This is a genomic window from Pseudomonas sp. CFBP13509, assembly GCF_005233485.1.
Taxonomy (GTDB): Bacteria; Pseudomonadota; Gammaproteobacteria; order Pseudomonadales; family Pseudomonadaceae; genus Aquipseudomonas; species Aquipseudomonas marginalis.
Map to the genome: position 1 here is coordinate 59,089 of NZ_QGAA01000018.1, position 24,371 is coordinate 83,459.

23 protein-coding genes and 3 pseudogenes are annotated in these 24,371 nt (G+C 59.8%); 8 read left to right on the forward strand and 18 right to left on the reverse strand.

All coding sequences use genetic code 11. The features are described from left to right. The first annotated feature begins 26 nt into the window (after positions 1-26). Positions 27-1,205 carry a glycosyltransferase family 4 protein gene (locus PspCFBP13509_RS24965; RefSeq protein ID WP_065925974.1) on the forward strand — a complete coding sequence of 393 codons (1,179 nt, stop codon included), beginning with the start codon at positions 27-29 and terminating at the stop codon, positions 1,203-1,205. Between the two features lie 855 nt (positions 1,206-2,060). Here PspCFBP13509_RS24965 and PspCFBP13509_RS24970 read toward each other — a convergent pair. From PspCFBP13509_RS24970 to rplU, 7 genes are all read right to left on the reverse strand, one after another. Further along, positions 2,061-3,164 (reverse strand): NADH:flavin oxidoreductase, encoded by a 1,104-nt coding sequence (locus tag PspCFBP13509_RS24970; RefSeq protein WP_065925973.1) that lies wholly within the window; start codon positions 3,162-3,164, stop codon positions 2,061-2,063. A 194-nt stretch (positions 3,165-3,358) separates the two neighbouring features. Next, positions 3,359-3,841: a glutathione peroxidase gene (locus PspCFBP13509_RS24975; RefSeq protein WP_065925972.1), complete on the reverse strand. Its 483-nt coding sequence runs from the start codon at positions 3,839-3,841 to the stop codon at positions 3,359-3,361. Positions 3,842-3,942: 101 nt separating this feature from the next. Continuing rightward, positions 3,943-4,407: a CreA family protein gene (locus PspCFBP13509_RS24980; RefSeq protein WP_027607650.1), complete on the reverse strand. Its 465-nt coding sequence runs from the start codon at positions 4,405-4,407 to the stop codon at positions 3,943-3,945. A gap of 16 nt (positions 4,408-4,423) precedes the next feature. Further along, positions 4,424-5,542, reverse strand: coding sequence for a glutamate 5-kinase (gene proB, locus PspCFBP13509_RS24985; RefSeq protein ID WP_065925971.1), 1,119 nt, complete (start codon positions 5,540-5,542; stop codon positions 4,424-4,426). A gap of 109 nt (positions 5,543-5,651) precedes the next feature. After that, on the reverse strand, positions 5,652-6,875 hold the full coding sequence (gene cgtA / locus PspCFBP13509_RS24990; RefSeq protein ID WP_015885843.1) for an Obg family GTPase CgtA: 1,224 nt from the start codon (positions 6,873-6,875) through the stop codon (positions 5,652-5,654). Positions 6,876-7,069: 194 nt separating this feature from the next. Beyond that, positions 7,070-7,327, reverse strand: coding sequence for a 50S ribosomal protein L27 (rpmA, locus tag PspCFBP13509_RS24995; RefSeq protein WP_003176049.1), 258 nt, complete (start codon positions 7,325-7,327; stop codon positions 7,070-7,072). A gap of 34 nt (positions 7,328-7,361) precedes the next feature. Continuing rightward, a complete protein-coding gene (gene rplU, locus PspCFBP13509_RS25000) occupies positions 7,362-7,676 on the reverse strand; it encodes a 50S ribosomal protein L21 (RefSeq protein WP_003176051.1) in 315 nt (104 codons plus the stop codon). A gap of 239 nt (positions 7,677-7,915) precedes the next feature. Between rplU and PspCFBP13509_RS25005 the strand changes: the two genes are divergently transcribed. From PspCFBP13509_RS25005 to PspCFBP13509_RS25015, 3 genes are all read left to right on the forward strand, one after another. Then, the gene (locus tag PspCFBP13509_RS25005) at positions 7,916-8,884 is read left to right on the forward strand and encodes a polyprenyl synthetase family protein (RefSeq protein WP_065947210.1); all 969 of its coding nucleotides are present in this window, start codon (positions 7,916-7,918) and stop codon (positions 8,882-8,884) included. Positions 8,885-9,069: 185 nt separating this feature from the next. Then, a complete protein-coding gene (locus PspCFBP13509_RS25010) occupies positions 9,070-9,411 on the forward strand; it encodes a zinc ribbon domain-containing protein YjdM (RefSeq protein ID WP_017254008.1) in 342 nt (113 codons plus the stop codon). Positions 9,412-9,570: 159 nt separating this feature from the next. Beyond that, a complete protein-coding gene (locus tag PspCFBP13509_RS25015) occupies positions 9,571-9,828 on the forward strand; it encodes a PA4570 family protein (protein WP_003194088.1) in 258 nt (85 codons plus the stop codon). A 135-nt stretch (positions 9,829-9,963) separates the two neighbouring features. On the opposite strand, the gene PspCFBP13509_RS25020 is transcribed toward PspCFBP13509_RS25015, so the two are convergent. Next, on the reverse strand, positions 9,964-10,581 hold the full coding sequence (locus tag PspCFBP13509_RS25020; RefSeq protein WP_003176055.1) for an FKBP-type peptidyl-prolyl cis-trans isomerase: 618 nt from the start codon (positions 10,579-10,581) through the stop codon (positions 9,964-9,966). Positions 10,582-10,843: 262 nt separating this feature from the next. Between PspCFBP13509_RS25020 and PspCFBP13509_RS32260 the strand changes: the two are divergent. From PspCFBP13509_RS32260 to PspCFBP13509_RS32270, 3 pseudogenes are all read left to right on the forward strand, one after another. After that, a pseudogene (locus PspCFBP13509_RS32260) lies at positions 10,844-11,641 on the forward strand (methyl-accepting chemotaxis protein); the annotation flags it as partial. 120 nt (positions 11,642-11,761) lie between these two features. Then, a pseudogene (locus tag PspCFBP13509_RS32265) lies at positions 11,762-11,908 on the forward strand (HAMP domain-containing protein); the annotation flags it as partial. A 261-nt stretch (positions 11,909-12,169) separates the two neighbouring features. After that, positions 12,170-12,763 (forward strand): annotated as a pseudogene (locus PspCFBP13509_RS32270) (methyl-accepting chemotaxis protein); the annotation flags it as partial. Positions 12,764-13,403: 640 nt separating this feature from the next. Here PspCFBP13509_RS32270 and PspCFBP13509_RS25030 read toward each other — a convergent pair. Genes PspCFBP13509_RS25030 through PspCFBP13509_RS25045 form a run of 4 tightly spaced genes read right to left on the reverse strand, consistent with a single transcriptional unit; the run spans position 13,404 to position 17,489 of the window. After that, a complete protein-coding gene (locus PspCFBP13509_RS25030) occupies positions 13,404-13,772 on the reverse strand; it encodes a glyoxalase superfamily protein (RefSeq protein ID WP_027607654.1) in 369 nt (122 codons plus the stop codon). A gap of 29 nt (positions 13,773-13,801) precedes the next feature. Further along, a complete protein-coding gene (locus PspCFBP13509_RS25035) occupies positions 13,802-15,265 on the reverse strand; it encodes an N-acyl-D-amino-acid deacylase family protein (protein WP_065947214.1) in 1,464 nt (487 codons plus the stop codon). 1 nt (position 15,266) lies between these two features. After that, positions 15,267-16,127, reverse strand: coding sequence for a MurR/RpiR family transcriptional regulator (locus tag PspCFBP13509_RS25040; protein ID WP_065925967.1), 861 nt, complete (start codon positions 16,125-16,127; stop codon positions 15,267-15,269). A gap of 12 nt (positions 16,128-16,139) precedes the next feature. Further along, a complete protein-coding gene (locus tag PspCFBP13509_RS25045) occupies positions 16,140-17,489 on the reverse strand; it encodes a GntT/GntP/DsdX family permease (protein ID WP_235865606.1) in 1,350 nt (449 codons plus the stop codon). A 247-nt stretch (positions 17,490-17,736) separates the two neighbouring features. Here PspCFBP13509_RS25045 and PspCFBP13509_RS25050 point away from each other — a divergent pair, with 247 nt between their 5' ends. Next, positions 17,737-18,117: a lysozyme inhibitor LprI family protein gene (locus tag PspCFBP13509_RS25050; RefSeq protein ID WP_065925965.1), complete on the forward strand. Its 381-nt coding sequence runs from the start codon at positions 17,737-17,739 to the stop codon at positions 18,115-18,117. A 131-nt stretch (positions 18,118-18,248) separates the two neighbouring features. On the opposite strand, the gene PspCFBP13509_RS25055 is transcribed toward PspCFBP13509_RS25050, so the two are convergent. The 6 genes from PspCFBP13509_RS25055 to PspCFBP13509_RS25080 form a co-directional block, all read right to left on the reverse strand. Next, positions 18,249-19,694 carry a SulP family inorganic anion transporter gene (locus PspCFBP13509_RS25055; RefSeq protein ID WP_137212842.1) on the reverse strand — a complete coding sequence of 482 codons (1,446 nt, stop codon included), beginning with the start codon at positions 19,692-19,694 and terminating at the stop codon, positions 18,249-18,251. Positions 19,695-19,815: 121 nt separating this feature from the next. Beyond that, a complete protein-coding gene (locus PspCFBP13509_RS25060; protein ID WP_137212843.1) occupies positions 19,816-20,496 on the reverse strand; it encodes a hypothetical protein in 681 nt (226 codons plus the stop codon). Further along, the gene (locus PspCFBP13509_RS25065; protein ID WP_074848241.1) at positions 20,489-21,667 is read right to left on the reverse strand and encodes an AAA family ATPase; all 1,179 of its coding nucleotides are present in this window, start codon (positions 21,665-21,667) and stop codon (positions 20,489-20,491) included. The genes PspCFBP13509_RS25060 and PspCFBP13509_RS25065 overlap by 8 nt, the downstream gene beginning before the upstream one ends. A 184-nt stretch (positions 21,668-21,851) precedes the next feature. Beyond that, entirely contained in the window at positions 21,852-22,745 is an 894-nt protein-coding gene (locus PspCFBP13509_RS25070; protein WP_065947219.1) for an NAD-dependent epimerase/dehydratase family protein, read from the reverse strand. A gap of 103 nt (positions 22,746-22,848) precedes the next feature. Beyond that, entirely contained in the window at positions 22,849-23,745 is an 897-nt protein-coding gene (locus PspCFBP13509_RS25075; RefSeq protein ID WP_065947220.1) for a LysR family transcriptional regulator, read from the reverse strand. 30 nt (positions 23,746-23,775) lie between these two features. Further along, complete coding sequence (locus PspCFBP13509_RS25080; RefSeq protein ID WP_065925960.1) at positions 23,776-24,366, reverse strand: NAD(P)H-dependent oxidoreductase; 591 nt, start codon at positions 24,364-24,366, stop codon at positions 23,776-23,778. Positions 24,367-24,371: the final 5 nt, after the last annotated feature.

The window sequence follows — 24,371 nt, forward strand, 5'->3', positions numbered from 1 at the left end:
CATGGCCCACGGCGACACTGTGGTTCATGACGACAGCTTCGCTCCACATCACTCTCATCACCGAAACCTTCCCGCCAGAGATCAACGGGGTGGCCAATACCCTTGGCCGCCTGTGCGAAGGTTTGCGCGCGCGTGGCCATCAAGTCGAACTGGTTCGCCCGCGCCAGGGCGCCGATGCAAGCCGGCCCAGCGATGATGGCTTGCTGCTCTGCCGTGGCTGGCCGCTGCCGGGTTACCCAGGCCTGCAATGGGGCCAGTCGTCGATGCACAAGTTGCTGCGCCGCTGGACACGCCAGCGCCCCGACGTGCTCTACATCGCCACCGAGGGCCCGCTGGGGCTGTCGGCGCTGCGGGCGGCGCGGCGCCTGGGAATCAGCGTGGTCAGCGGTTTTCACACCAATTTCCAGCAGTACTCCAACCAGTACGGCCTAAGCCTGTTAAGCCGCATGGTTACGCACTACCTGCGTTGGTTTCATAACCGTTCGACCTTGACCCTGGTGCCCAGCGCCAGCCAACGCCTGGAACTGGAGCGCCGGCATTTCGAGCGACTGGGGATGCTGGCGCGCGGGGTGGACAGCCAATTATTCCACCCGGCCAAGCGTGACAACGCACTACGGGAAAGCTGGGGCCTGGAAAACGACGATATTGCCGTACTGCACGTGGGGCGCCTGGCCCAGGAGAAAAACCTCGGGCTGCTCAAGCGCTGCTTTGACGCGCTGCAGGCAACTTATCCACAGCGTCGGCTGAAACTGATCATCGTCGGCGATGGCCCGCAACGCCCGATGCTCGAGCGCGACCTGCCCGACGCGGTGTTCTGTGGCACCCAGCGCGGCGAAGAACTGGCGCGGCATTACGCATCCGGGGATGTGTTCCTGTTCCCCAGCCTGACCGAAACCTTCGGCAATGTGGTGCTCGAGGCCATGGCCTCCGGGCTGGGTGTGGTGGCGTACGACCAGGCGGCGGCGACCCAGCATATCCGCCATGGTTACAACGGTGTGCTGGCCATGCCGGGTGATGAGGACGCGTTTTGCGATGCGGCCAGATGGTTGCTGGAAGACAGCGAACATTTGCGCAGGGCCCGCCTCAATGCACGCCAACATGCGAGCCGCCAGGGCTGGCCGGCGATTATCGAGCAGTTCGAGAACCAGTTACGCGATGTGTGCGCAGAACATTTGGCAGCTCCAACACTGCCTGACATTCGTTGAACCCTCTACGAATGACGTAGGCCAATTCCCGGTCCTGCCTGCCTACCCCTTGAATATTGGTTTCAACGGTAGGAATCCCTGCTTGGGACTGCCTGAATCGGCACGCCACAACAGGATATTGCCGGAACGTCGAACGAATTATCACCACTGATATGACACCTGCCGTAAGAGGGGGTGTGTTCCTGTGAAACACACTCGAACGAGGCAGGTCATTCATGCTGAAAAACTAATAGAGAGCACTATGTCGACACTGATAAATGGATCAATGGCGCTGAGATTCCAACCATTCAACCCCTCCGCATGGGCATCCCCATCCGGAAGCGGTCAAAACCACCAGAACCACGCAAACACTGGCTGGAACCGCCCGCAACCTTCGCGCCCGCAAAACAACTGGCAAACGGCGCAGAATGACTGGCAACGCCCATCGCACAACCATGACAACCGCCCGCAGTCCACACGCCCGCAAAACGCCTGGCGGCCGGCGCAGAACGACTGGCAACGCCCACCGCACAACCATGACAACCGCCCACAGTCCACACACTCGCAAAACGCCTGGCAGCCGGCGCAGAACGACTGGCAACGCCCGCAGCCCACTGACCGCCTTCCACTACCTGGGGGTACGCGCCCAAACCAGGAGCAATGTTCCGTCAGGCCACCTCAATGGGCACGTTCCGACCAGACGGACAGCACTTCTAGCTTTAATCCATATGGACCAAGGACAAGGCAATAAGCATTGAGGCGAATGATGGCCTGAACACAAGCGGAAGGCCGGGTATTCAATACCCAGCCTTTCGCCTGAAACAGCTAAACCCTCACGCTCAGCCGTCGATAGTGAACGCAGGCCTGGGCTCCCCCCTACACCAGGGTCGTCAACGCCTCGCGACTGAACGGCAGAATGTCGCCTTCACGACCTTCACGCACCTTCACGGCCCAATCCGGATCCACCAGCAGCGCACGGCCAACAGCGACCAGGTCGAACTCGTCGTTGTTCAAGCGCTCCAGCAGCTTTTCCAGACTGGCCGGTTGGGCAACCTTGTCGGTGTTGACCATGAACTGCAGGAATTCGCCATCCAGGCCGACACTGCCCACGGTGATCGTCGGTTTGCCCGTGAGTTGGCGGGTCCAGCCGGCGAGGTTGAGGTCGGAACCTTCGAACTCCGGCTCCCAGAAACGACGGGTGGAGCAGTGGAAAATATCCACACCGGCATCAGACAACGGCTTGAGGAATTCACCCAAGGCCTCGGGGGTTTGCACCAGGCGTGCGGTGTAGTCCTGCTGCTTCCACTGGGAGAAACGCAAGATGATCGGGAAGTCCGGGCCGACGGCGGCGCGGGTGGCCTGGATCAACTCGATGGCAAAGCGCGAACGGTTGGCCAGGCTGCCGCCGTATTCGTCGGTGCGCTGGTTGCTGCCTTCCCAGAAGAACTGGTCGACCAGATAGCCGTGGGCGCCATGGATTTCCACGCCGTCCATGCCGATGCCCTGGGCATCCTTGGCGGCTTGGGCGAACGCGGCAATGACATCCTTGATGTCCTGGGTGGTCATGCCGTGGACGACCACGTTGCCATCCTTGAGTTTTTCCATCGGGCCGTAGGCCGGCACACTGGCGTCAGGCTCGGTACCGATGCGGCGCACACTGCCCACGTGCCAGAGCTGCGGGACAATCTTGCCACCTTCGGCGTGCACGGCATCGACGACCTTCTTCCAGCCGGCCAGCGCCGCCTCGCCGTAGAAATGCGGGACATTCGGGTAGCCATTGGAGGCTGGGTGACCAACCACGGTGCCTTCGGTAATGATCAGGCCCACGCCGGCAGCGGCACGGCGGCGGTAGTACTCGATGACCTTGGAATCAGGCACGCCACCTGGGGAAAACGAACGGGTCATCGGCGCCATGACCACACGGGTCGACAGCTGCAGTGCACCGAGCTGGAACGGTTTGAACAAGGCTTGGACAGGCATGGGAGCACTCCGCGGAAGACGAGGTTTATGATGCGGATAATATGAGGAGTGCAGCGTGCCGAATAGCACTATTGATTTGGGTGATTAAGGGGTATGAAAGCAGCGGCCAGCTGCAAGCTTAAAGCTGCAAGAGCCGCGCATGTGCTTCTACTTGCAGCTTCAAGCTTACAACTTGAAGCTGCACCGACAGGTGCTCAATTCAGGGCTTTTTCGATAGCCTGCACGACCGTTGGATCATCCGGTGCGGTGCGCGGCGAGAAACGCGCGAGGACCCGGCCATCCTTGCCCAGCAGGAATTTCTCGAAATTCCAGGTGATATCCCCTGGAAACTCGGCGCCCTCGCCCGCCAGCAAACGGTACAGCTGGTGACGCTCAGGGCCGTTCACATCGAGCTTGCTGCCCAGGGGGAAGGTCACGCCGTAGTTCAGGCTACAGAACTCGCGGATTTCTTCCTCGGTACCCGGTTCCTGGCCTGCAAACTGGTTGCACGGCAGGCCAAGCACGGTAAATCCCTGGTCCTTGTACTGCTGATAAAGGTTTTCCAGCGCAGCGTATTGCGGGGTCAGGCCACACTTGGAGGCTACGTTGACCACCAGCACAACGTGCCCCTTGAAGGGCGCCAGCGGCAGCTCTTGTCCGTCCAAAGCTTTGAGTTTCAGGTCGTGGAAAGCACTCATGACGAACTCCAGATTTCCCATGTTCTTAGCAAAGCAGCGCTTCGAGATTACAACCCGCAAGCCTGCAATCATAGACGCCGATTGCAAAACTTGCCTGCGGATTACTGAGCGGTCGGCCACGGCAGAATAGGAATCGCCGTCACCGCGTTCTGCGGGCTGCCTTCGATCAAGCGGTCACTGTAGACCAGGTACACCAGGGTATTGCGCTTCTTGTCGAGGAAACGCACCACCTGCATGGTCTTGAACACCAGCGAGGTGCGCTCCTTGAACACTTCGTCGCCGTCCTTGAGCTCGCCCTTGAAGCGAATCGGGCCGACCTGACGGCAGGCGATCGAGGCTTCGGCACGGTCTTCGGCCAAGCCCAGGCCACCTTTCACGCCGCCGGTCTTGGCGCGTGACAAATAGCAGGTCACACCGTCGACCTTGGGGTCATCGAACGCTTCGACCACAATCCGGTCGTTGGGGCCGACGAACTTGAACACCGTCGACACCTGGCCAACTTCTTCGGCCGAAGCCAGCAGCGGCAGGGCCAGCAGCAGGCCGAGCAATCCCTTCATCACGCGCATCGTGTATTCCCTTTGTTTAGACCAGGATCAGGTTATCGCGGTGAACCAGTTCCGGTTCCGCCATGTAACCCAAGAGTCCGACAATCGCGTCAGACGATTGTCCAATGATTTTCTGCGCTTCCAGGGCGCTGTAGTTGGCCAGGCCACGGGCGATCTCACGACCGTCGGGCGCCACGCACACCACCATCTCGCCACGGCGGAAGCTGCCCTGCACCAACTTGACGCCCACCGGCAGCAGGCTCTTGTGGCCCTGAGACAACGCCGACACCGCACCATCGTCGAGCACCAGGGTGCCGCGGGTTTGCAGGTGCCCGGCCAGCCATTGCTTGCGCGCCGCCAGCATGCCGCGTTCGGGCGACAGCAACGTACCGATGCGCTCACCCGCCTTGAGGCGATCCAGCACACGCTCCAGGCGCCCACCGACGATGATGGTGTGGGCCCCGGAACGTGCTGCCAGGCGTGCTGCGCGCAACTTGGTCTGCATGCCGCCACGCCCCAGGGCGCCGCCGACGCTGCCGGCCACGGCGTCGAGCGCCGGGTCATCGGCGCGCGCTTCGTAGATCAGTTGGGCATCGGGGTTGTGGCGCGGGTCGGCGTCGAACATGCCGTCGCGGTCGGTGAGGATCACCAGCAGGTCGGCCTCCACCAGGTTGGCCACCAGCGCGGCCAGGGTGTCGTTATCACCGAAACGGATCTCGTCGGTGACCACGGTATCGTTCTCGTTGATCACCGGGATGACCTTAAGCTCCACCAACGCACGCAAGGTGCTGCGGGCGTTGAGGTAACGCTTGCGGTCGGACAGGTCATCGTGGGTCAGCAGGATCTGCGCCGTGTGGCGGCCATGCTCGGCAAAGCTGGATTCCCAGGCTTGCACCAGGCCCATCTGGCCGATGGCGGCGGCGGCTTGCAGTTCGTGCATCGCGCTGGGTCGCGCGGTCCAGCCGAGGCGGCTCATCCCGGCGGCAACCGCCCCGGACGACACCAGCACCAACTCGACACCCGCCTCATGCAAGGCCACCATCTGCTCGACCCAGACGCTCATGGCTGCACGATCCAGGCCTTTGCCATCTGCCGTCAGCAGCGCACTTCCGATCTTTACGACCCAGCGCTGCGCACCTGTCACTTTGCTCCGCATCATCTTCAACCTTAGATAGAGGGCCGCGCGACCCAGCGCTGGCCATAACGTTATACCCGGATACCAAAACGCCGCTCCAGGGAGCGGCGTTCGAGTTTATCGCAACCTATCAGTCGCGCACGTAAATGATTTCCGGACCGTCTTCATCATCCACGTCTTCTTCGTCCCAATCATCGTCGCCGATATCATGGACCGACTTCACGCCGCTGCGACGCAAGGCACGCTGGTCGTCCAGGGCCTGCAACTGGGCACGGGCCTCGTCTTCGATCTGCTGATCGAGTTCGGCGAGTTCGGCCTTGAATACCGGGTCGGCCGCCAGACGGTCGGCACGGTCTTCCAGGTAGCGCATGATGTCGCGGGTCAGGCGCTCGGTGCCTTCTTTGGCGATCGCCGAGATCACGTAGACCGGACCTGTCCATTCCAGGCGATCGACGATTTCCTTGACGCGCTCCTCGTGCTCTTCCTCGAGGATCTGGTCGCACTTGTTCAGCACCAACCAGCGATCACGCTCGGCCAGGGCCGGGCTGAACTTGGTCAGTTCGCTGACGATCACTTCGGCGGCGTCCGGTGCACTGGTGTCATCCAATGGCGCCATGTCGACGAGGTGCAGCAGCAAACGGGTGCGGGACAAATGCTTGAGGAAGCGAATCCCCAGGCCAGCACCGTCGGAAGCCCCTTCGATCAGGCCGGGAATGTCGGCGATCACGAAGCTTTTCCAGCGGTCGACGCTGACCACGCCCAGGTTTGGCACCAGGGTGGTGAACGGGTAGTCGGCGACTTTCGGCTTGGCGGCCGACACCGAGCGGATGAAGGTACTTTTGCCGGCGTTCGGCAGGCCCAGCAGGCCCACGTCAGCCAGTACTTTCATTTCCAGCTTCAGGTCGCGTTGCTCGCCCGGCTTGCCCGGCGTGGTCTGGCGCGGTGCACGGTTGGTACTGGACTTGAATCGGGTGTTACCCAGACCGTGCCAGCCGCCCTGTACAACCATCAGTTTCTGGCCGGCCTTGGTCAGGTCGCCAATCACTTCCTGGGTCGCGGAGTCGATGATCGTGGTGCCGACCGGTACACGCAGTACCAGGTCTTCGCCTTTTTTACCGGTGCAGTCGGTGCTGCCGCCGTTGGAGCCACGCTCGGCATCGAAGTGCCGGGTGTAACGGTAGTCGACCAGGGTGTTGAGGTTTTCGTCGGCCATCATGTAGATGGAACCGCCGTCACCGCCGTCACCGCCGTTAGGGCCACCGTTTTCGATGAATTTTTCGCGACGGAAACTCATGCAACCGTTACCGCCGTCGCCTGCTTTTACTCGGATGGAAACTTCATCAACGAACTTCATAACAAAACGCCTCTCGCCGCATGGACGAGCTTAAGAAACCAAGACATAAGACTCTTGCAAAAATGAGCGCAGCGACCTCAATCAACAGCCGCAAATCCAGCTGCTTGAGCCCATTACAAACAGCTTTGCAAGAGACTCACTCCACAAACGAAAAAGCCCCGTCGCAAGACAGGGCTTTTCCAGCGATCGCGCAATTAAGCGGCGACAACGCTCACGTAACGGCGGTTGAACGCGCCTTTTACTTCAAACTTGATCACGCCTTCGATTTTCGCGAAGAGGGTGTGATCTTTACCCATGCCAACACCGTAACCGGCGTGGAATTGGGTGCCGCGCTGACGCACGATGATGTTGCCCGGAATGATTTTCTGGCCGCCATACATCTTAACGCCAAGGCGTTTGGCTTCTGAGTCGCGACCGTTACGGGTACTACCACCAGCTTTTTTGTGTGCCATGAGTCAATTCTCCTAGTGAGGAATTAGGCTGAAATTAAGCCTGAATACCGGTGATTTTGATCTCGGTGTACCACTGGCGGTGGCCCATACGCTTCATGTGGTGCTTACGACGACGGAACTTGATGATGCGGACTTTATCGTGACGACCTTGGGAGATCACTTCAGCCACAACGGTAGCGCCAGCAACAACTGGAGCGCCGATGTTCACGTCATCGCCATTGGCGACCAACAGAACGCGATCAAAGGTAACGGATTCGCCGGTAGCGATTTCCAGTTTTTCGATCTTCAGGTATTCACCTGGGGCGACCTTGTATTGCTTGCCACCAGTAACAATTACTGCGTACGACATGGTATTTCTCCGATAATCCTGCTCACCCAGCGCTTTATAAGAAGAGGTATTGGCTGGCATGGCTGCATGGGATGGACGTCCCGAATGCAATTGCGTAAGGCAGGTGCTGCCCAGGAAGTTCAGGGTGCGCGATTGTACGCAAGGTAAATGGGTGTTGCAAGTGGCCGTCTATCGCGCCTTGACACTACGGGGTCAGGGTCCTAGCATGCCGCGCAACCCTTCTGGAGCGACTGTCGCTGATGCAACCCCAAGCTTTCTACCGCGCGGTCGCGGACGATTTTAGCGCCGTCGACGGCATCATCAAGCAGCAGCTGACGTCTAAAGTGCCGCTGGTCTCCAAAATTGGCGACTATATTACGTCGGCGGGCGGTAAACGCCTGCGTCCTTTATTAGTGCTGCTGTGTGGCAAGGCCCTGGGCCGCGAAGGCGATGACCTGCGCCTGCTGGCCGCCACCATCGAGTTCCTGCACACCGCGACCCTGCTGCATGACGACGTGGTCGACATGTCCGGCATGCGCCGTGGCCGCGAGACCGCCAATGCGATGTGGGGCAATGCCCCGAGCGTGCTGGTGGGCGACTTCCTGTACTCGCGCTCGTTCGAAATGATGGTCGAGCTGGGCTCGATGCCGGTGATGAAGATTCTTTCCCAGGCCACGCGCATCATCGCTGAAGGCGAAGTGCTGCAGCTGTCCAAGGTTCGCGACGCCAGCACCACCGAAGAAACCTATATGGAAGTGATTCGCGGCAAGACCGCGATGCTCTTCGAAGCCTCCACACACAGTGCCGCCGCGCTCTGTGGCGCGACCGCCGAGCAGGCCGAAGCCCTGCGTACCTTTGGCGACCATCTGGGCGTGGCATTCCAGCTGGTGGACGACCTGCTCGACTACCGTGGCGATGCAGAGACCCTGGGCAAGAACGTCGGCGACGACCTGGCCGAAGGCAAACCGACCTTGCCGCTGATCTACACCATGCGCGAAGGCACGCCGGAACAGGCGGCACTCGTGCGCAAGGCGATCCAGAAAGGCGGGATCGAAGACCTGGAGGCCATCCGTGCTGCCGTGGAAGCTTCCGGCTCCCTGGAGTACACCGCGCAACTGGCGCGTGACTACGTGGCCCGTGCGATCAAGTGCCTGCAAGCCCTTCCGGCCAGCGAGTACCGGGATGCCCTGGTTGAGCTGAGTGAGTTTGCGGTCGCCCGTACTCACTAAGCCATACCTACAATGTGGGAGGGGGCTTGCTCCCGATCGCGGTGGATCAGCCAGTCGATATATCGGCTGGAACACCGTCATCGGGGCAAGCCCCCTCCCACATTTGGATTTCATACAGCCTGCAACATCACAAAACCCTATATAATGTGCGACTTTTAGTCATCCCTGAATCTCAAGGAGCTTTAGTGAGCACGTTGCCACCCTGCCCGAAATGCAATTCCGAATACACCTATGAAGACGGCGCCCAGCTGATCTGCCCGGAATGCGCCCATGAGTGGTCCGCCAATGGCGAGGCCGAAGCAGCCGGCGATGAAACCGTGAAGAAAGACTCTGTGGGCAACGTCCTGCAGGACGGCGACACCATCACCGTGATCAAAGACCTCAAGGTCAAGGGCACGTCCCTGGTCGTGAAGGTCGGCACCAAGGTCAAGAACATCCGCCTGTGCGACGGCGACCACGATATCGATTGCAAGATCGACGGTATCGGCCCGATGAAACTCAAGTCCGAGTTCGTGCGCAAAGTCTGAACCTGCTGCATCCATCCCGCGCCCGCGCGGGATGGCGTTTTGCCCTCCCTGTTGACCCCTCGCAATATCCACACAGAAAAACCAGGGAACTGCCAATAGGCACTTGCTATTCTACGAATAAGAATTATTCTCATTGAAACCCATCAAGGAGATGTACCCATGACTTATTTGATAGATGCCTGGCTCGACCGCCCACACCCTTACCTGCGCATCCTTCATCGGGAAACCGGCGAAGTCTGTGCGGTGCTGGAAGAAGAAGCGCTGAATGAATTGCAGGATCAGGGTGACCTGGACGTCAACGGCCTGAGTTCGAGTGAACCAGGAGTGCTCAAGGAAGTGGTGCGTAATCTGTTTCTGTTCTGCTATGCCCGAGCGTTGCGCCCGGCGACGGAGCTCAATGGCAAATTTCATCCATGAGGAAACCAGCAAAACACTGTAGGAGCGAGCTTGCTCGCGAAGACCGCATAAACAACGCGCTCATCCAGGATGCCCGCGTCATCGTTGACGTTTTTCGCGAGCAAGCTCGCTCCTACAGGTAATCAAAAGCAGGTCTTACAGAACGTCGAGCAGTTCGACGTCGAATACCAGCACGCTGTGCGGCGGAATGCTGCCAACGCCTTGAGCGCCGTAAGCCAATTCGCTCGGCACGTACAGGCGCCATTTGCTGCCGGCATTCATCAGTTGCAGGGCTTCGGTCCAGCCGGCGATCACGCCGCCTACCGGGAATTCTGCAGGCTGGCCACGCTCGTAGGAGCTGTCGAACACCGTGCCGTCGATCAAGGTGCCGTGGTAGTGAGTACGAACCTGGTCTTCACGGGTCGGCTTGGCGCCGTCACCTGCGGTCAGCACTTCAAATTGCAGGCCGGAAGCCAGGGTGGTGATGCCATCACGCTTGGCGTTTTCAGCCAGGAACGCCAGGCCAGCGCCTGCGGCGGCTTCAGCCTTGGCAGCAGCCTCGGCTTGCATGATTTCGCGGATGACCTTGAAGCTGGCGGCCATTTGCTCCTGGTCAACACGGCTTGGTTTGCCGGCGAATGCATCGGTCAGGCCAGCCAGGATCGCGTCCAGGCTCACACCCGGTGGTGGGTTGTCGCGCAGTTGGTCGCCCAACTGACGGCCGATACCGTAGCTGACGCGGGTTTCGTCGGTGGACAGATTAACTTCGGACATGAAGAGGCTCCGCTGTAGGGCAGCACTGGAAACAGTGATGTGCGCGCCGCCCTGAACTAAAAGGGCCAGCAGACTAGCACACAAGACCCGCTCGTGATGAGCCCTGCACGGCAGAGCGGCACCGGGATCGCGACGCTTCGTCGCACGCACGATAAAAGCGCTTCAGATTCAAACCCTTTCGCCGATACAGGCCTACACACCTTGGCTGGCTCAAACAACAACACCGTCCAGCAGACAAAAAATCACCTTCGCGGAGCATTCGATGAACAGCTGGTTCGGTAACATCAGCGTCAACCTCAAACTGGGCCTGGGCTTTGGCCTGGTACTGGTCCTCACCTCAATCCTGGCCTTCACCGGCTGGACCAGCCTCGGCAGCCTGATCGACCGTAGTAACTGGATGAGCGATATCACCCAGCTCAACGCGTCGCTGACCAAACTGCGCATCGTGCGCCTGCAATACATGCTCGCTAACGGCGACGAAGCCGTGGCGCAGAACGTGCAGACCAGCCTGGACACCTTCGCTGCCCAGCAACAGAAACTCCTGGACAGCTTCAAGAGCCCGGAAAACGTCAAGCTGCTCAACGAGCAGAAAGCCATCATCACGGCTTATCAGCAATCCCTGAACAAAATGCGTGAGGCTTACCGTAACGGTAATACCTCTCGCCAAATGATGGGCGACAAGGCCGATATCGCCAACGCCCAAATCGACGCGCTGGAAGCCAGTGTGAAGCAAATGCCCGACAGCGCGGAGCACCTTGCACAGTTCCAGGCCGTGGCCGACGCCAAGATGCAGTTCCAGTTGGCCCGCTATGAAGTACGTGGCTACACCGGCAACGTCAACCCGGATACCGAAGCCCGCGCTGCCGCACAAATCGAAAAAGCCATCAGTGGCTTGAAAGACCTCAGCGCCGCCTTCGGCGCCAGCCAGCAAAGCGCACTGACCTCTTTGGAAACCGCCCTTGGCGCCTATCGCAGCGCCGTGCAGAACTACAAGGCCGCCAACGCCAACATTGTCGCCGCCCGTGCTGAAATGACCACCCAGGGTGCCGACATCGTCACCATCAGTGACAAGCTCTACGACATCCAGTTGAACCGCCGTGACGCCGAAAGTGCACAAGCCCGTAGCCTGCAATTGATCAGCACCTTGCTTGCACTGCTGGTCGGCATCATTGCTGCCTGGGTGATCACCCGCCAGATCACCCGCCCGATCCAGGAAACCCTGGCCGTGGTTGAGCGCATCGCCTCCGGCGACCTGAGCCACAATATCCAGGTCACCCGTCGCGATGAGCTGGGCGTACTGCAACAAGGCATCCAGCGCATGGGCACCACCTTGCGTGAACTGATCAGCGGGATTCGCGACGGCGTGACCCAGATCGCCAGCGCCGCCGAAGAACTGTCGGCCGTCACCGAGCAGACCAGCGCCGGTGTGAACAGCCAGAAGATCGAGACCGATCAGGTCGCCACGGCAATGCACGAAATGACCGCCACCGTGCAGGAAGTCGCACGCAACGCCGAGCAAGCTTCTCTGGCCGCCGCCGACGCTGACGGCCAGGCCCGCGCAGGCGATAAAGTGGTGGCCGAGGCCATCGCCCAGATCGAACGCCTGGCCGCCGAAGTGGAACGTTCCACCGATGCCATGGCGCACCTGCAACAAGAGAGCAACAAGATCGGCAGCGTGATGGACGTGATCAAGGCTGTGGCCGAACAGACCAACTTGCTGGCCCTCAACGCAGCGATCGAAGCGGCGCGTGCCGGTGAAGCCGGTCGCGGCTTTGCCGTGGTCGCCGACGAAGTGCGCGGCCTGGCCCAGCGCACGCAGAAATCCACCGAGGAAATCGAAGGCCTGGTCGCCGGTTTGCAGAACGGCACCCAGCAAGTCGCCAACGTGATGAACAACAGCCGCAGCCTCACCGACAGCAGTGTCGAACTGACGCGCAAGGCCGGTGTGTCACTGGAAAACATTACCCGCACGGTGTCGAACATCCAGTCGATGAACCAGCAGATCGCCGCCGCTGCCGAACAACAAAGCGCCGTGGCCGAAGAGATCAGCCGCAGCATCGTGAATGTGCGTGACGTGTCCGAGCAGACCGCCACCGCGAGCGATGAGACGGCAAAATCGAGCGTGGAACTGGCACGTTTGGGTAGCCAGTTGCAGCAGATGGTCAGTCACTTCCGGGTGTAAGAAACCAAAAAGCCGCCTCGGCATATACCGAGGCGGCTCCACTTCTCAGACGTTAGCGGTCATCGAAGCTGTCCCGCAGGAACTTCCATACGTGATAAGCACGTAGGCAGTTCACTACGAGGTTCCATGTACGTCGTGCAAACTTAGACATACTCAGCCCTCCGTAAGTTGGACCTTACCTCCAGCACACTTACCGGAACATGTGGGCCTTAGGATGCTGGTCATAGCTTCCGATGAGGCGGCCGGGCTTTGGTTCCTCCCGCATAAATCCGGCACGGATTACTAGCCCGTGGCGTTCGGTCCATAATTCCGCGCGCATACCCAGCCACCTACAAACGACATACTTGGAACGGGGGTGATACTAACCAACATCTTCATCGAAGGTGTGACGGGCGATGAGAAAACCCTCCGCAGAGCTCCGCTAATTTATTGCCAATTCTTGCCACCGTTTTTTTTAAACATTCAGTGAAATGCGTGAAAATCGTCGGCCTTGGCCAGTCCTTGCGGGGCGCGACAATCGGCAGTAGTATTCTTCTCGCTGGTCATAGCTTCCGCTGAATATGCAACCCCAGCTACTAACCGGGATTGCAATAAAAAACCGCCCTACTAAGGCGGTTTTTTATTGTCTGCGATTTGCCTCTCAGCCCTCACCTTCCTCAACAAACACCACCCGATTCCCAAACGGATCCTTGATGCTCATCTCCCGCGATCCCCAAGGCGTTTCCTCAACCCCAGGCTTGGCGTAACGGTAATCCTTGCCTGCCAACTGCTGCTGGTACGTGTCCACCCCTTGCGCCTGAATCCGCACCGCCGCGCCCGGCGAAGCATCGCCATGATGTTCGGACAGGTGCAGCACACAATCGCCCAGCGACACTTGCAGATAGAGTGGATAATTCGCCTCAAAGCGATGCTGCCAATCGACCTTGAACCCCAGGAAGTCGACGTAGAACTCCAAGGCCTTGGCCTCATCGAAAATCCGCAGGATGGGGGTGACTTTTCCTAAGTGCATGGCAATCGCTCCGTGTATGAAAGCGCCCACTATAGAGTCGAAAACCCACCACGCAAATCCCCACTGCGCGCCAGGAATCGCCCCGGTCGCTGACCGTTCGCCCGACCATCGCTGTAGCTCAACACGCCGTTGACCCACACGCCGTCAATGCCTTGCGCCGCCCGCTGTGGCTCATTGAAATCCGCCACATCCCGCACCCGCAACGGGTCGAACAACACCAGGTCGGCCCAATGCCCTTCACGAATTTCACCACGCTCGGATAACCCAAAACGCGCTGCCGACAAGCCGGTCATCTTGTGCACGGCGGTATGCAACGGGAACAACCCGACATCCCGGCTGAAATGCCCCAGCACCCGTGGAAACGCCCCCCACAAGCGTGGGTGTGGAAACGGATCTTCGGGCAACCCATCAGACCCCACCATCGACAATGGATGCGCAAGGATGCGTCGCACATCCGCTTCATCCATCCCGTAGTACACCGCCCCCGCAGGCTGCAGACGACGGGCGGCGTCCATCAGGGAGACGTCCCATTCGCCGGCAATGTCCTGCAAGTCGCGCCCACCCACTTCCGGGTGCGGCGTCGACCAGGTAATCGTGATGCGAAACGCGTCGGTCACCTGCTTGAGGTCCAGGGTCGAGGAACTGGCCGCATAGGGATAACAATCACACCCCACCGGATGGGTTTTAGCCGCTGATTCCAACGCTGCCAACAGCTGCGGACTACGCCCCCAGTTCCCCGCTCCCGCACATTTGAGGTGGGAAATGATCACCGGTACCTGTGCGTGCCGGCCAATCAGAAAAGCCTCGTCCATCGCCTCCAGCACCGGTTCGAATTCGCTGCGCAAATGGGTGGTGTACACCGCACCGAAGGACGTGAGTTCTTCACTCAGTTGCAGCACTTCATCGGTCTCGGCACTGAACGCGCTGGCGTAGGCCAGGCCTGTGGATAAACCGAGGGCGCCGGCCTCGAGACTCTCGTGCAACTGCACGCGCATGGCGGCGATTTCATCCGGTGTGGCAGTGCGATGCAGGTCGTCCATGTGGTTACTGCGCAGCGCCGTGTGACCGATCAATGCCGCAACGTTGACCGCTGGATGAGCGCTTTCAACGGCGCTGCGATAGTCGCTGAAACGGGGATAAACAAACGCTGCAGCGCTGCCCAACAAGTTCATCGGGTCCGGCGGATCGCTGCGCAAACTCACCGGTGAGGCGCTGATGCCACAGTTGCCGACAATCACCGTGGTCACGCCCTGGCTGAGCTTGGGCAGCATCTGTGGCTGGCGGATGAGCACCGTGTCGTCATGGGTGTGGACATCGATAAAGCCCGGCGCCAGCACACGGCCAGTCGCATCGATTTCATGCGCGGCCACCGCCGTCGATAAGTCGCCAATGGTCTCGATGCGCCCGTCACGCAGCCCCACATCGGCGACAAACCCTTCGGTGTTGCTGCCATCGATGATCAGCGCCTGGCGAATCAGCGTGTCGTACGTCATATCAATCTCCAAGCGGCAGGCTGTCAGGGCCGCCGCGATAATCGTCGAGGGCCAGCTTGATCCGGCGCAAACGTTCCTGGTTGTCGTCGGGCAGGGCCAGCGCCAGCTCGGTGGCGAGCAGGTCGATGGCCAGCAGCATGCCGTAGCGCGCCGCCGTGGGTTTGTAGATAAAACTGGTTTCGGCCGGTTGCAGCGGCAGCAGCACATCCGCCAACTGCGCCAGGGGCGAGTCGGCCAGGGTGATGGCGACGATGCGCGCGTCGTAGTTGCGCGCCAGCGCCACCACATCAAGCAACTCGGGGGTGAGGCCGGTGAGCGAGCAGACGATCAGCGCGTGTTCCGGCCCCAGGGTTGCCGCCGTGACACGCATCATCACCGGGTCGTGGCTGGCGGCAATGGGGTAGCCCAGGCGAACCAGGCGCACCTGCAATTCATCGCTGCACAAACTCGACGGCCCGCCCATGCCGAACGCGTGGATCATCCGCGCCTTGCCCAGCAGGTTGACCGCATCGACAAAGCTGGCCTGGTTGAAACCCGACAAATGCTGGCGCAGCGTCGCCTCGATATCGCCAAGAATCTGCCGATGAAACGCCGACTGCTCAGGCAACCCCGCCGGGTCCAGGAAGCGGCTGCCGACGCCGCTGGCCTGGGCCAGTTGCAGGCGCAGATCGCGCAAGTCCCGGCAACCGACACTGCGGGCAAACCGCGATAAGGTCGCGGTACTGACCTCGGCCCGTTGGGACAGCTCTTCCAGGCTGGCGGAGGCGGCAAAGCCCACATCCTCCAGCATCAGCCTGGCGATACGCCCTTCGCCGGCGCTGAAGGAATCCTGGCGGGCGCGGATCTGGTAGAGGATGTCCATGGAGGCTCCGGGTTACAAAATGCAGGACAGACCGTAAGTCAGACCGAAGGCAACCACAGAGATCAGGGTCTCCAATACGGTCCAGGTCTTGAAGGTCTGGATCACCGTCATATTGAAGTATTCCTTGATCAGCCAGAAGCCGCCGTCGTTAACGTGGGAAAAGATCACCGAACCCGCGCCAGTAGCCAACACCAGCAATTCCGGGTGTGGATAACCCAGGCCCAGGGCGACCGGGGCTACCACGCCCGAAGCCGTAGTCATGGCTACCGTGGCTGAGCCCGTCGCAATCCGCATCAACGCCGCGAACAGCCAGCCCATCACCAGCGGCGACAAGTGGAAGGCATGGGCTAGGCCGAGGATCTCATGAGTGACGCCTGCATCCACGAGGATCCGGTTCAGGCCACCGCCTGCGCCCACCAGCAAGGTGATACTCGCGGTCGGCGCCAGGCATTCATTGGTGAACCTGAGGATCGACTCGCGGTTGAAGCCCTGCGCCAGGCCCAGGGTCCAGAAACTCACCAGGGTCGCCACCAGCAGCGCGATCACCGAGTTGCCGATAAACAGCAGGAACTGGTTGAAGCCCGTACCCGGGGTGGAAATCACGTTGGCCCAACCGCCGATCATCATCAGCACCACCGGCAACAGGATGGTGCCCATGGTCAGTGCAAAGCTCGGCAAACGCTCACGGGGTTCGCGCTCGATGAACTGGCGTTCCAGCGGGTTTTCCGCCGGCAGGTGAATACGCGGCACGATGAATTTGGCGTACACCGGGCCGGCGATGATCGCCGTCGGGATACCGATGAGGATCGCATAGAGCACGGTCTGCCCCACCGACGCGTTATACGCCAGCACGGCCATCATCGCCGCCGGGTGCGGCGGCACCAGCGCATGCACCACCGACAGGCCGGCGACCATCGGCAGGCCGACCATCAGGATCGACACCCCCACGCGCCGCGCCACGGTAAAGGCGATTGGCACCAGCAGCACAAAGCCCACTTCGAAAAACAGCGGCAGCCCCACCAGGAAGGCGATGCACACCATGGCCCAATGGGCATTACGTTCACCGAAACGGTTGATCAGGGTGCGCGCCACCTGCTCGGCACCACCGGACTCGGCCATCATCTTGCCGAGCATGGTGCCCAGCGCCACGACCAGGGCGATATGCCCCAGGGTTTTGCCGACGCCCGCCTCGTAGGAGCCCATGATGGTGTCCGCCGGCATCCCGGCCATCAGCGCCAGGCCGATGGACACCAGGGTGATGACGATAAACGGGTTGAGCCGGTAACGTGCGATCAGCACGATCAAAGCAATGATGGCGATGGCAGCGTATGCCAACAGCCCGAAGCCCGGTGATGCGGCCATGCGGTACTCCTCGGAAAGGGTCACGTCGAATTGGTTGTGAAACTCATAAATCATTACCGAGGAGCATTTTCAAATTTTATGAAAGTAACTTTCGCCCACAGATAAGCGCTGTCGCGTTGGGGTATGCCCAAGGGCCGCGCATGAAAATTCGGGGGGTGTTCTTACATGAAGTTCAGAGAAGGCTGGAAACTCAACGAAGAGGCTTGAGTCATAGAATGCACATCCACCGATGCCAGGAAAATCGAGCATGATTCGCACCACACTCGCCGCCGGCGCCCTGCTTCTCGCCGTGTGCGGCACTGCCGCCGCTGCCGACAACCCGGCGCTGAAAAAATGCATGGACGGCGCCAATACCACTGCCGACATGGTCAGCTGCAACGTCAAGGAAACCAAGGTGCAAGACACGCGCCTGAACAAAGCCTACAAAACCGCCCTCGCCGCCCAGGAAGGCAACCGCAGGCAGCAACTGCAGGACCTGCAGCGCCTGTGGATCAAGTACCGTGACGCCAATTGTGCCTTCGTCGGCTCGGCTACCGGCGGCACCATCGACCAGGTCAACGGCACCGGCTGCGTGCTGGACATGACCCAGACCCGCGCCCAGGAACTGGAAGACCTGGTCGGGCCGTAATGCAAGGCTGCATCGCCCTCTGTAGGAGCGAGCTTGCTCGCGAAGATCGCCAACGACAACGCGGGCTTTCTGGATGCCCGCGGCGCTCTCTGGTTTTTCGCGAGCAAGCTCGCTCCTACAGGGGTATGTGATCAGTCGTGGTGAACCTTGGCACGCTTGAGCAGCTTCTTGCAGCGTTCGGACAAATGCAGCACGCGCAAATGCTTGCCGGCCTTGCTGTAGCGCTCGCGCAGGGTCATCAGTGCGGCAATCGCCGAGTAGTCGACAAAGCTCAGGTGACGACAATCCAGCGTCACCTGGGCGGGGTCGTTGGCCGGGTCGAACTGGTTCAGGAACGGCGTCGTCGAGGCAAAGAACAGCGTACCGTGCAGGCGATAGAGCTTGCTGCCATCCGCTTCCAGATGCTCATCGGCGTACAGCTCACGGGCCTGTTGCCAGGCAAAGTTCAGTGCTGCGATCACGATGCCGCACAGCACGGCGGTGGCCAGGTCGGTGAACACCGTGATCACTGTTACCGCGATAATCACCAGCACATCATTGAGCGGCACCTTGTTGATCACCCGCAGGGACGCCCAGGCGAAGGTCTGCTGGGACACCACGAACATCACCCCCACCAGCGCCGCCAGCGGGATCCGCTCGATCAGCGGTGACAGAAACAAAATAAACAGCAGGATCATCACCCCGGCGAACACCCCGGAGAAACGTCCACGCCCGCCAGAGCTGAGGTTGATCACGGTTTGCCCGATCATCGCGCAACCGCCCATCCCGCCGAACAGGCCCGAGAGCATATTCGCCGCGCCCAGGGCCACGCTTTCGCGGTCGGGGTAGCCACGGGTCTCGGTGATTTCGTCGGTGAGGTTCAGGGTCAGCAGGGTTTCCAGCAGGCCGACCATGGCCATCAGGAACGCATAGGGGGCGATGATGCCGAGGGTTTCCAGGGTCCAGGGGATCTGCGGCAGCGCGAAGATCGGCAGGCCGCCGGCGATGTGGGCCATGTCGCCGAGGGTACGGGTCGGCAGGCCGAGCAGGTACACGGCCAGGCCCACGCCAAGGATCGCCACCAGGGCCGGCGGCACCGCACGGGTGATGCGCGGCAGCAGGTAGACGATGGCCATGGTCACCAGCACCAGGCCCGTCATCACGTACAACGGCGTACCGCTGAGCCAGCGTTCACCGTTCTTGAAATGTTCCAACTGGGCCAGGGCAATGATGATCGCCAGGCCGTTGACGAACCCCAGCATCACCGGGTGCGGCACCATGCGCACCAGCTTGCCCAGGCGCAACAGGCCGAACGCGACCATGATCAGCCCGCCCAGCAGCACCGTAGCCAGCAGGTATTCCACGCCGTGCTGCACCACCAGCGCGACGATCACCACCGCCATCGAGCCTGCCGCCCCGGACACCATGCCGGGCCGGCCGCCGAACAACGCCGTGAGGGTGCAGATGATAAAGGCGCCGTACAGCCCCATCAGCGGGTTGAGGTGAGCCACCAGGGCAAAGGCGATGCATTCGGGCAGCAGCGCAAAGGACGTGGTGAGGCCGGCCAGGGCATCGGCGCGCAGACGAGTGAGGTTCATGAGGTACCAAAAAGTATAAGTCAGTAAAAACTTCAGCCATCAATGATGACAAACGCGATCCTGACTGATCGCCTTTTTTGAAGGGTGTGAAAATCGCGGGAATCTTAACAGCCGACGAAGACTACACAGCTCTGACATCCTGATCAAAGACATCGGCCTGGGTGCAAAGCTGACATACCCGCTTCCATCTACTCTGGACTAAAGGGGCTCTCAATATGTAGTCAGCTCGCTTGTTGATCCGGGACGCCTTGGGCAACTGAGCCAATACCGTTTTCATATTAAAATTGCATTCGATATCTGTAAGCGCAGTTGCAGTGGCCGGGAGGATGGCGGCCGCCAACCAAGACTCAATAGCCTTGGAGGGAATACAAATCACTGTCTTGCTTGTGGGAACAGGACTGCCTAGCCAGGACAGCAGGACGGTACGCAAAGCGGTAACCGAATCCTGTGCAACAGGACACGGCATCTGACACGGCAACGCGCCCCAACTGTGTTGCTGAGCAAGCTCTTCAAGCCTGGCATGCGCATACGTCATGCCAGCCACATCAGCGTCCAAATGAATGATGTAAAAGTCATACAAAAAAAGTGTTGGATCATCATGCAATACGCCCTCACCGCGCTCGACACTTTGATGACACCACTTGGCAACACCACCCCAGCCCTCACCCAGTTCACGTGAAGATGCTTCTGGTTGTATCAGTTTGAGAACAAACGGCTCTAATAAAATCGCCTTAAGAGCAGCCTCCACCACCACCAGGTCGGTTTTTCCTTCGGCGATCAACGCGATGCGCAAGTCAGACATTGGGCAGCGCCCCTAGGTGCCCCATCATCCATAGCCGGGACAGCGGATATTCTTTGTTCATTTTCAGTAGCTTTTCGGTTGGCTCTATCCGAATAACACTGGTATGGCCTTCACTATTGCGATCAACCGCAAATAAACGAATTTCATCATCCGAAAGGTCAAGTCCATCAAGTACGGCAGGGTTATGAGTTGTAAAAAGTAGCTGTCTGCGGGCATCGTTTTTCTTCAACCAATAAGACAGTTTTTCAGTCAGCCGCATGGCAAGACGCGGGTTCAAGGCTTGGTCCAGATTGTCAATCGCAAGCACCATCGGCGCGGCAGGAGATAAACATAGAATTGCACTGAACAATACGTACAAAGCGCCCTCACTGGCGTCGTATGCCGTGAGAGAGTTGCGCCCACTTTTCATATATCGATCAGTAAGCTTTAGAACGCTTTGGCCAGTACGGGATACCGAGGGTGACAATAAAGAATTTGCCGTTGATACGGCGTCAATATCGACAACCCAGTCGATTAACTCCAGTACGGAGTCCATCAATTGCGGATCAGCGTCCAAAGCACTCTTGAGTTCAGCAAATGCGTCAGCCAGCCGCCCGCCCGACAACCCCAGCGGTGAACGCGTTTGCGGGTCAGCCACCATTGCCCGTAGGGTGGGTGTATTCGGGCTATAAATCGCGTAGTCCTGCAACTGCTGCATCAATTTGGCAGCCGGGTTATCCGGTGAAAGATCCACCAACTTAAGTGCCGCCAATCCAGCAGTAGGTTTCAAATTTTTCAAACTTCTGACACCGGCAGTCAGAATCTCAGTATTCGAATCTCGTAGATACTCTGTCTTGAACTCCCAAGCCGGCTCAGGCTTATCAATAGGGTTCAAAATTGAAGTTCGATATTCCTCACTTTGAGCACCTATGGCACTCAATCGAATTTCTGGCGGCGTTCTTCCGCCGGTGAACGACGTTTTGTAAAGTCTCGGCAAACCAGGTCTGACGCCACGTCGCAGAAGAGACTCCGAATCAACTACGCCGTTTGCTGCTGCGCCCAAAACACCAATGGCCTCCAAGATATTACTTTTACCGACACCGTTGGCGCCGATAAAGCAATTAACTCGTCCTAACTCTAGCGTCAACTCTGGAATAGACTTGAAGCCTTTAATCACTATGGTTTTTATCATTCGAGACTCCAAGTCTTTCATCGCCAAAAACCGCAGGCGGGCATAAGCCTGATAACAGAATCCTTGCATTCTCTAGGCTGGAAGCCTTTCACGCAATCCATGTACACGTTCATTCAGTCCATAAACACAAACGGCCGCCCAATGGCGACCGCTTAAGCTGCATACCCTCCGTGTCCCACCTCTGTTAAACCATCTCGTGGCGAATCCACTCGACTACGGACGTACGCTTCGGCGCCCAGCCCAGCAACTCGCGGGCATGCCTGCCGCGCACGCGGCTGTTGGAGCCCAGGCCATAGTTGGCCATTTCATAGCCCCACTCGGCCTCAGCCTCGGCCAACGGCCAATCCTGCGGCCGGCCCAGGTTCAGGGCTTGGGCAATCGCCGTGGTCATGTCGATAAACGAGGCCTCGCCGCTTTCCACAAAGTAGAACGTACCCGGCACGTTGCGAGTCAGTGCCAGCAGGTACAGCGCCACCACGTCTTCAATGTGCACGTTGGACCAGATGTTCTGCCCGGTGCCGACATGGCGCACCACACCGCTCTTGCGTGCCTGCTTGAGCAAGCGCGGCAGTTGCACGCTGTCGCGCTTCACACCGAGACTGTGGCCGTAGATCAGCGTGTTGCAGATCACCGCTGAGTTCACGCCGTCTTTTGCGGCCGCCAGGATCAGGTTGTCGATGGCCACGCGGGCAGCCTTGTCGACGGTCGGTTCCGGCAGGCTGTCTTCGAAATAGATGACATCGCTGGACTTACCGCCCGACGCATCCCCCACGATGCTCGAACCGCTGGTGTGCAGGAATGGCTTGTCCGAACCTTTCAGTGCGGCCAGCAGGGTTTCCACCGCAGCACGATGGTCGCTGCTCGCGGCATTGATCACTGCATCGGCTTTGTGCGCTTGCTCGGTCAACACAGCAGCATCGTCGAGGGTGCCGATCACCGGGTTGATGCCCAGGGCGGTCATTTCAGCCGCTTGCTCGGCGCTACGTACCAGGCCGGTGACCGTGTGACCGGCCTTGACCAGGCCGGTGGCGATGGAACCGCCGATAAAACCGGCTGCGCCGGTAATGAATACGTGCATGGAGAGTGCTCCTGACGGGGTAAGTGATGGGTCCATTGTTACGGACTCATCCCTGACGAATAAGCCCGCACCGCCCAATTCACTCTTGCGTGAGGGTCACGAATCAGCAGGCATACCGCGCCAGCTTGGCCTGGATAAAGTCCAGGAAGCACTGGATGCGCAGCGCCAATTGCGAGTTGCGGTAGAACACCGCGTGGATCGGTTGGCGATACCCGCTGTTGAACGCCTCCAGCACCGGCACCAGGCGCCCGGCATTGATGTCTTCGACGGTCATGAAGTTCGACAGGCAACAAATGCCCTGCCCTTCCAACGCCAACTGGCGCAGGGTTTCACCACTGGACGCGGCCACGCTGGGCTCGATCAGCCAGCGGTCACCCTCCACATGACGCAGCGGCCAGTGGTTGAGGGTTTCGGTCTGGGTAAAGCCCAGCAGGGTGTGGTCAGCCAACTCGGCGACCGTCGTCGGCGTGCCGTACTGTTTGAGGTAATCAGGGCTGGCGAGGATATGCAGCGGCGTACAGCCCAGGGATCGCGCATGCAGGGTTGAGTCGGCCAGGGCACCGATGCGAATCGCAATATCGGTGCTCTGTTCCAGCAGGTCGATGATCAGGTCATCGCTGTTCAACTCCAGCTGGATCTGCGGGTACAAACGGCGGAATTCGGCGATGTAGGGCACGATCCCATGCAGCATGAACGGCACGGCGGCATTGATGCGCAGGCGCCCGGCGGGGTTCTTCTGACGTGACGACAGGCGCTCTTCCAGCTCGTCCATCTGCGCCAGGATGAGCTTGGCCTGCTCGAAGAAGTACTTGCCCTCCTCGGTCAGGTCCATGCGCCGCGTGGTGCGGTTGATCAGCGTGGTCTCAAGCTTGGCTTCCAGGCGCGACAGGGTGCGACTGACCGCCGATGGCGTCTGCCCGACCTGCTCCGCGGCGGCGGAAATCGAGCCGCACTCAATCACGCTGACGAAGATCTGTAGCTCATCGGATCGGGCTTTCACGGGCGGTCCTCGTTATCGGTGTACCGCAGCTTACACCGAGAGGTTGAACACCCGCGCCAGATGCTGTTCGTAGCGCGCCACATCCACCTCGATGGCCGGGCGTTTCATCACGTCCACGCACAGGAAGGTCGGCAGGCCGGTCATGCCGAGGAACTCGTTGGCTTTGTGGAACGGGAAGTACACCGCATCCACGCCCTTGGCTTCGAAGAAATCGGTCGGATCGTCGAAGGCTTGCTGCGGTGCATTCCAGGTCAGTGACAGCATGTAGTGCTTGCCCTGGACCAGGCCACCGCTGCCGTATTTCTGCGAGGCGTCGGAACGGGTGCGGCCATCGCTGGCGTACAGGCTGCCGTGGCCCTCGGTGAAGACTTCGTCGATGTACTTCTTGACGATCCACGGCGCGCCCATCCACCAGCCGGGCATCTGGTAGATGATCACGTCTGCCCAGAGGAATTTGGCGACCTCTTCAGCCACGTCGTAGCCTTCGTCGATATGGGTGACCTTGACGTCGATACCGCCTCGGTCCAATACCGCCAAGGCGGTGTCATGCAGGGTGGTGTTGTAGCGGCCATCGGAGTGGGCGAACTTTTTACCGCCGTTGAGCAGGAGTACTTTTTTCATGGGAA

Coding starts and splice junctions, on each gene's coding strand:
- PspCFBP13509_RS25045 (WP_235865606.1), bottom strand. CDS start 17,489: ATGGCCGCATCACCGGGCTTCGGGCTGTTGGCATACGCTGCCATCGCC.
- PspCFBP13509_RS25040 (WP_065925967.1), bottom strand. CDS start 16,127: ATGGACATCCTCTACCAGATCCGCGCCCGCCAGGATTCCTTCAGCGCC.
- PspCFBP13509_RS25005 (WP_065947210.1), top strand. CDS start 7,916: ATGCAACCCCAAGCTTTCTACCGCGCGGTCGCGGACGATTTTAGCGCC.
- PspCFBP13509_RS25035 (WP_065947214.1), bottom strand. CDS start 15,265: ATGACGTACGACACGCTGATTCGCCAGGCGCTGATCATCGATGGCAGC.
- rplU (WP_003176051.1), bottom strand. CDS start 7,676: ATGTCGTACGCAGTAATTGTTACTGGTGGCAAGCAATACAAGGTCGCC.
- PspCFBP13509_RS24980 (WP_027607650.1), bottom strand. CDS start 4,407: ATGCGCGTGATGAAGGGATTGCTCGGCCTGCTGCTGGCCCTGCCGCTG.
- PspCFBP13509_RS24970 (WP_065925973.1), bottom strand. CDS start 3,164: ATGCCTGTCCAAGCCTTGTTCAAACCGTTCCAGCTCGGTGCACTGCAG.
- cgtA (WP_015885843.1), bottom strand. CDS start 6,875: ATGAAGTTCGTTGATGAAGTTTCCATCCGAGTAAAAGCAGGCGACGGC.
- PspCFBP13509_RS24975 (WP_065925972.1), bottom strand. CDS start 3,841: ATGAGTGCTTTCCACGACCTGAAACTCAAAGCTTTGGACGGACAAGAG.
- PspCFBP13509_RS25065 (WP_074848241.1), bottom strand. CDS start 21,667: ATGATAAAAACCATAGTGATTAAAGGCTTCAAGTCTATTCCAGAGTTG.
- proB (WP_065925971.1), bottom strand. CDS start 5,542: ATGCGGAGCAAAGTGACAGGTGCGCAGCGCTGGGTCGTAAAGATCGGA.
- PspCFBP13509_RS25060 (WP_137212843.1), bottom strand. CDS start 20,496: ATGTCTGACTTGCGCATCGCGTTGATCGCCGAAGGAAAAACCGACCTG.
- PspCFBP13509_RS24965 (WP_065925974.1), top strand. CDS start 27: ATGACGACAGCTTCGCTCCACATCACTCTCATCACCGAAACCTTCCCG.
- PspCFBP13509_RS25030 (WP_027607654.1), bottom strand. CDS start 13,772: ATGCACTTAGGAAAAGTCACCCCCATCCTGCGGATTTTCGATGAGGCC.
- PspCFBP13509_RS25080 (WP_065925960.1), bottom strand. CDS start 24,366: ATGAAAAAAGTACTCCTGCTCAACGGCGGTAAAAAGTTCGCCCACTCC.
- PspCFBP13509_RS25015 (WP_003194088.1), top strand. CDS start 9,571: ATGACTTATTTGATAGATGCCTGGCTCGACCGCCCACACCCTTACCTG.
- PspCFBP13509_RS25020 (WP_003176055.1), bottom strand. CDS start 10,581: ATGTCCGAAGTTAATCTGTCCACCGACGAAACCCGCGTCAGCTACGGT.
- PspCFBP13509_RS25050 (WP_065925965.1), top strand. CDS start 17,737: ATGATTCGCACCACACTCGCCGCCGGCGCCCTGCTTCTCGCCGTGTGC.
- PspCFBP13509_RS25070 (WP_065947219.1), bottom strand. CDS start 22,745: ATGCACGTATTCATTACCGGCGCAGCCGGTTTTATCGGCGGTTCCATC.
- rpmA (WP_003176049.1), bottom strand. CDS start 7,327: ATGGCACACAAAAAAGCTGGTGGTAGTACCCGTAACGGTCGCGACTCA.
- PspCFBP13509_RS25055 (WP_137212842.1), bottom strand. CDS start 19,694: ATGAACCTCACTCGTCTGCGCGCCGATGCCCTGGCCGGCCTCACCACG.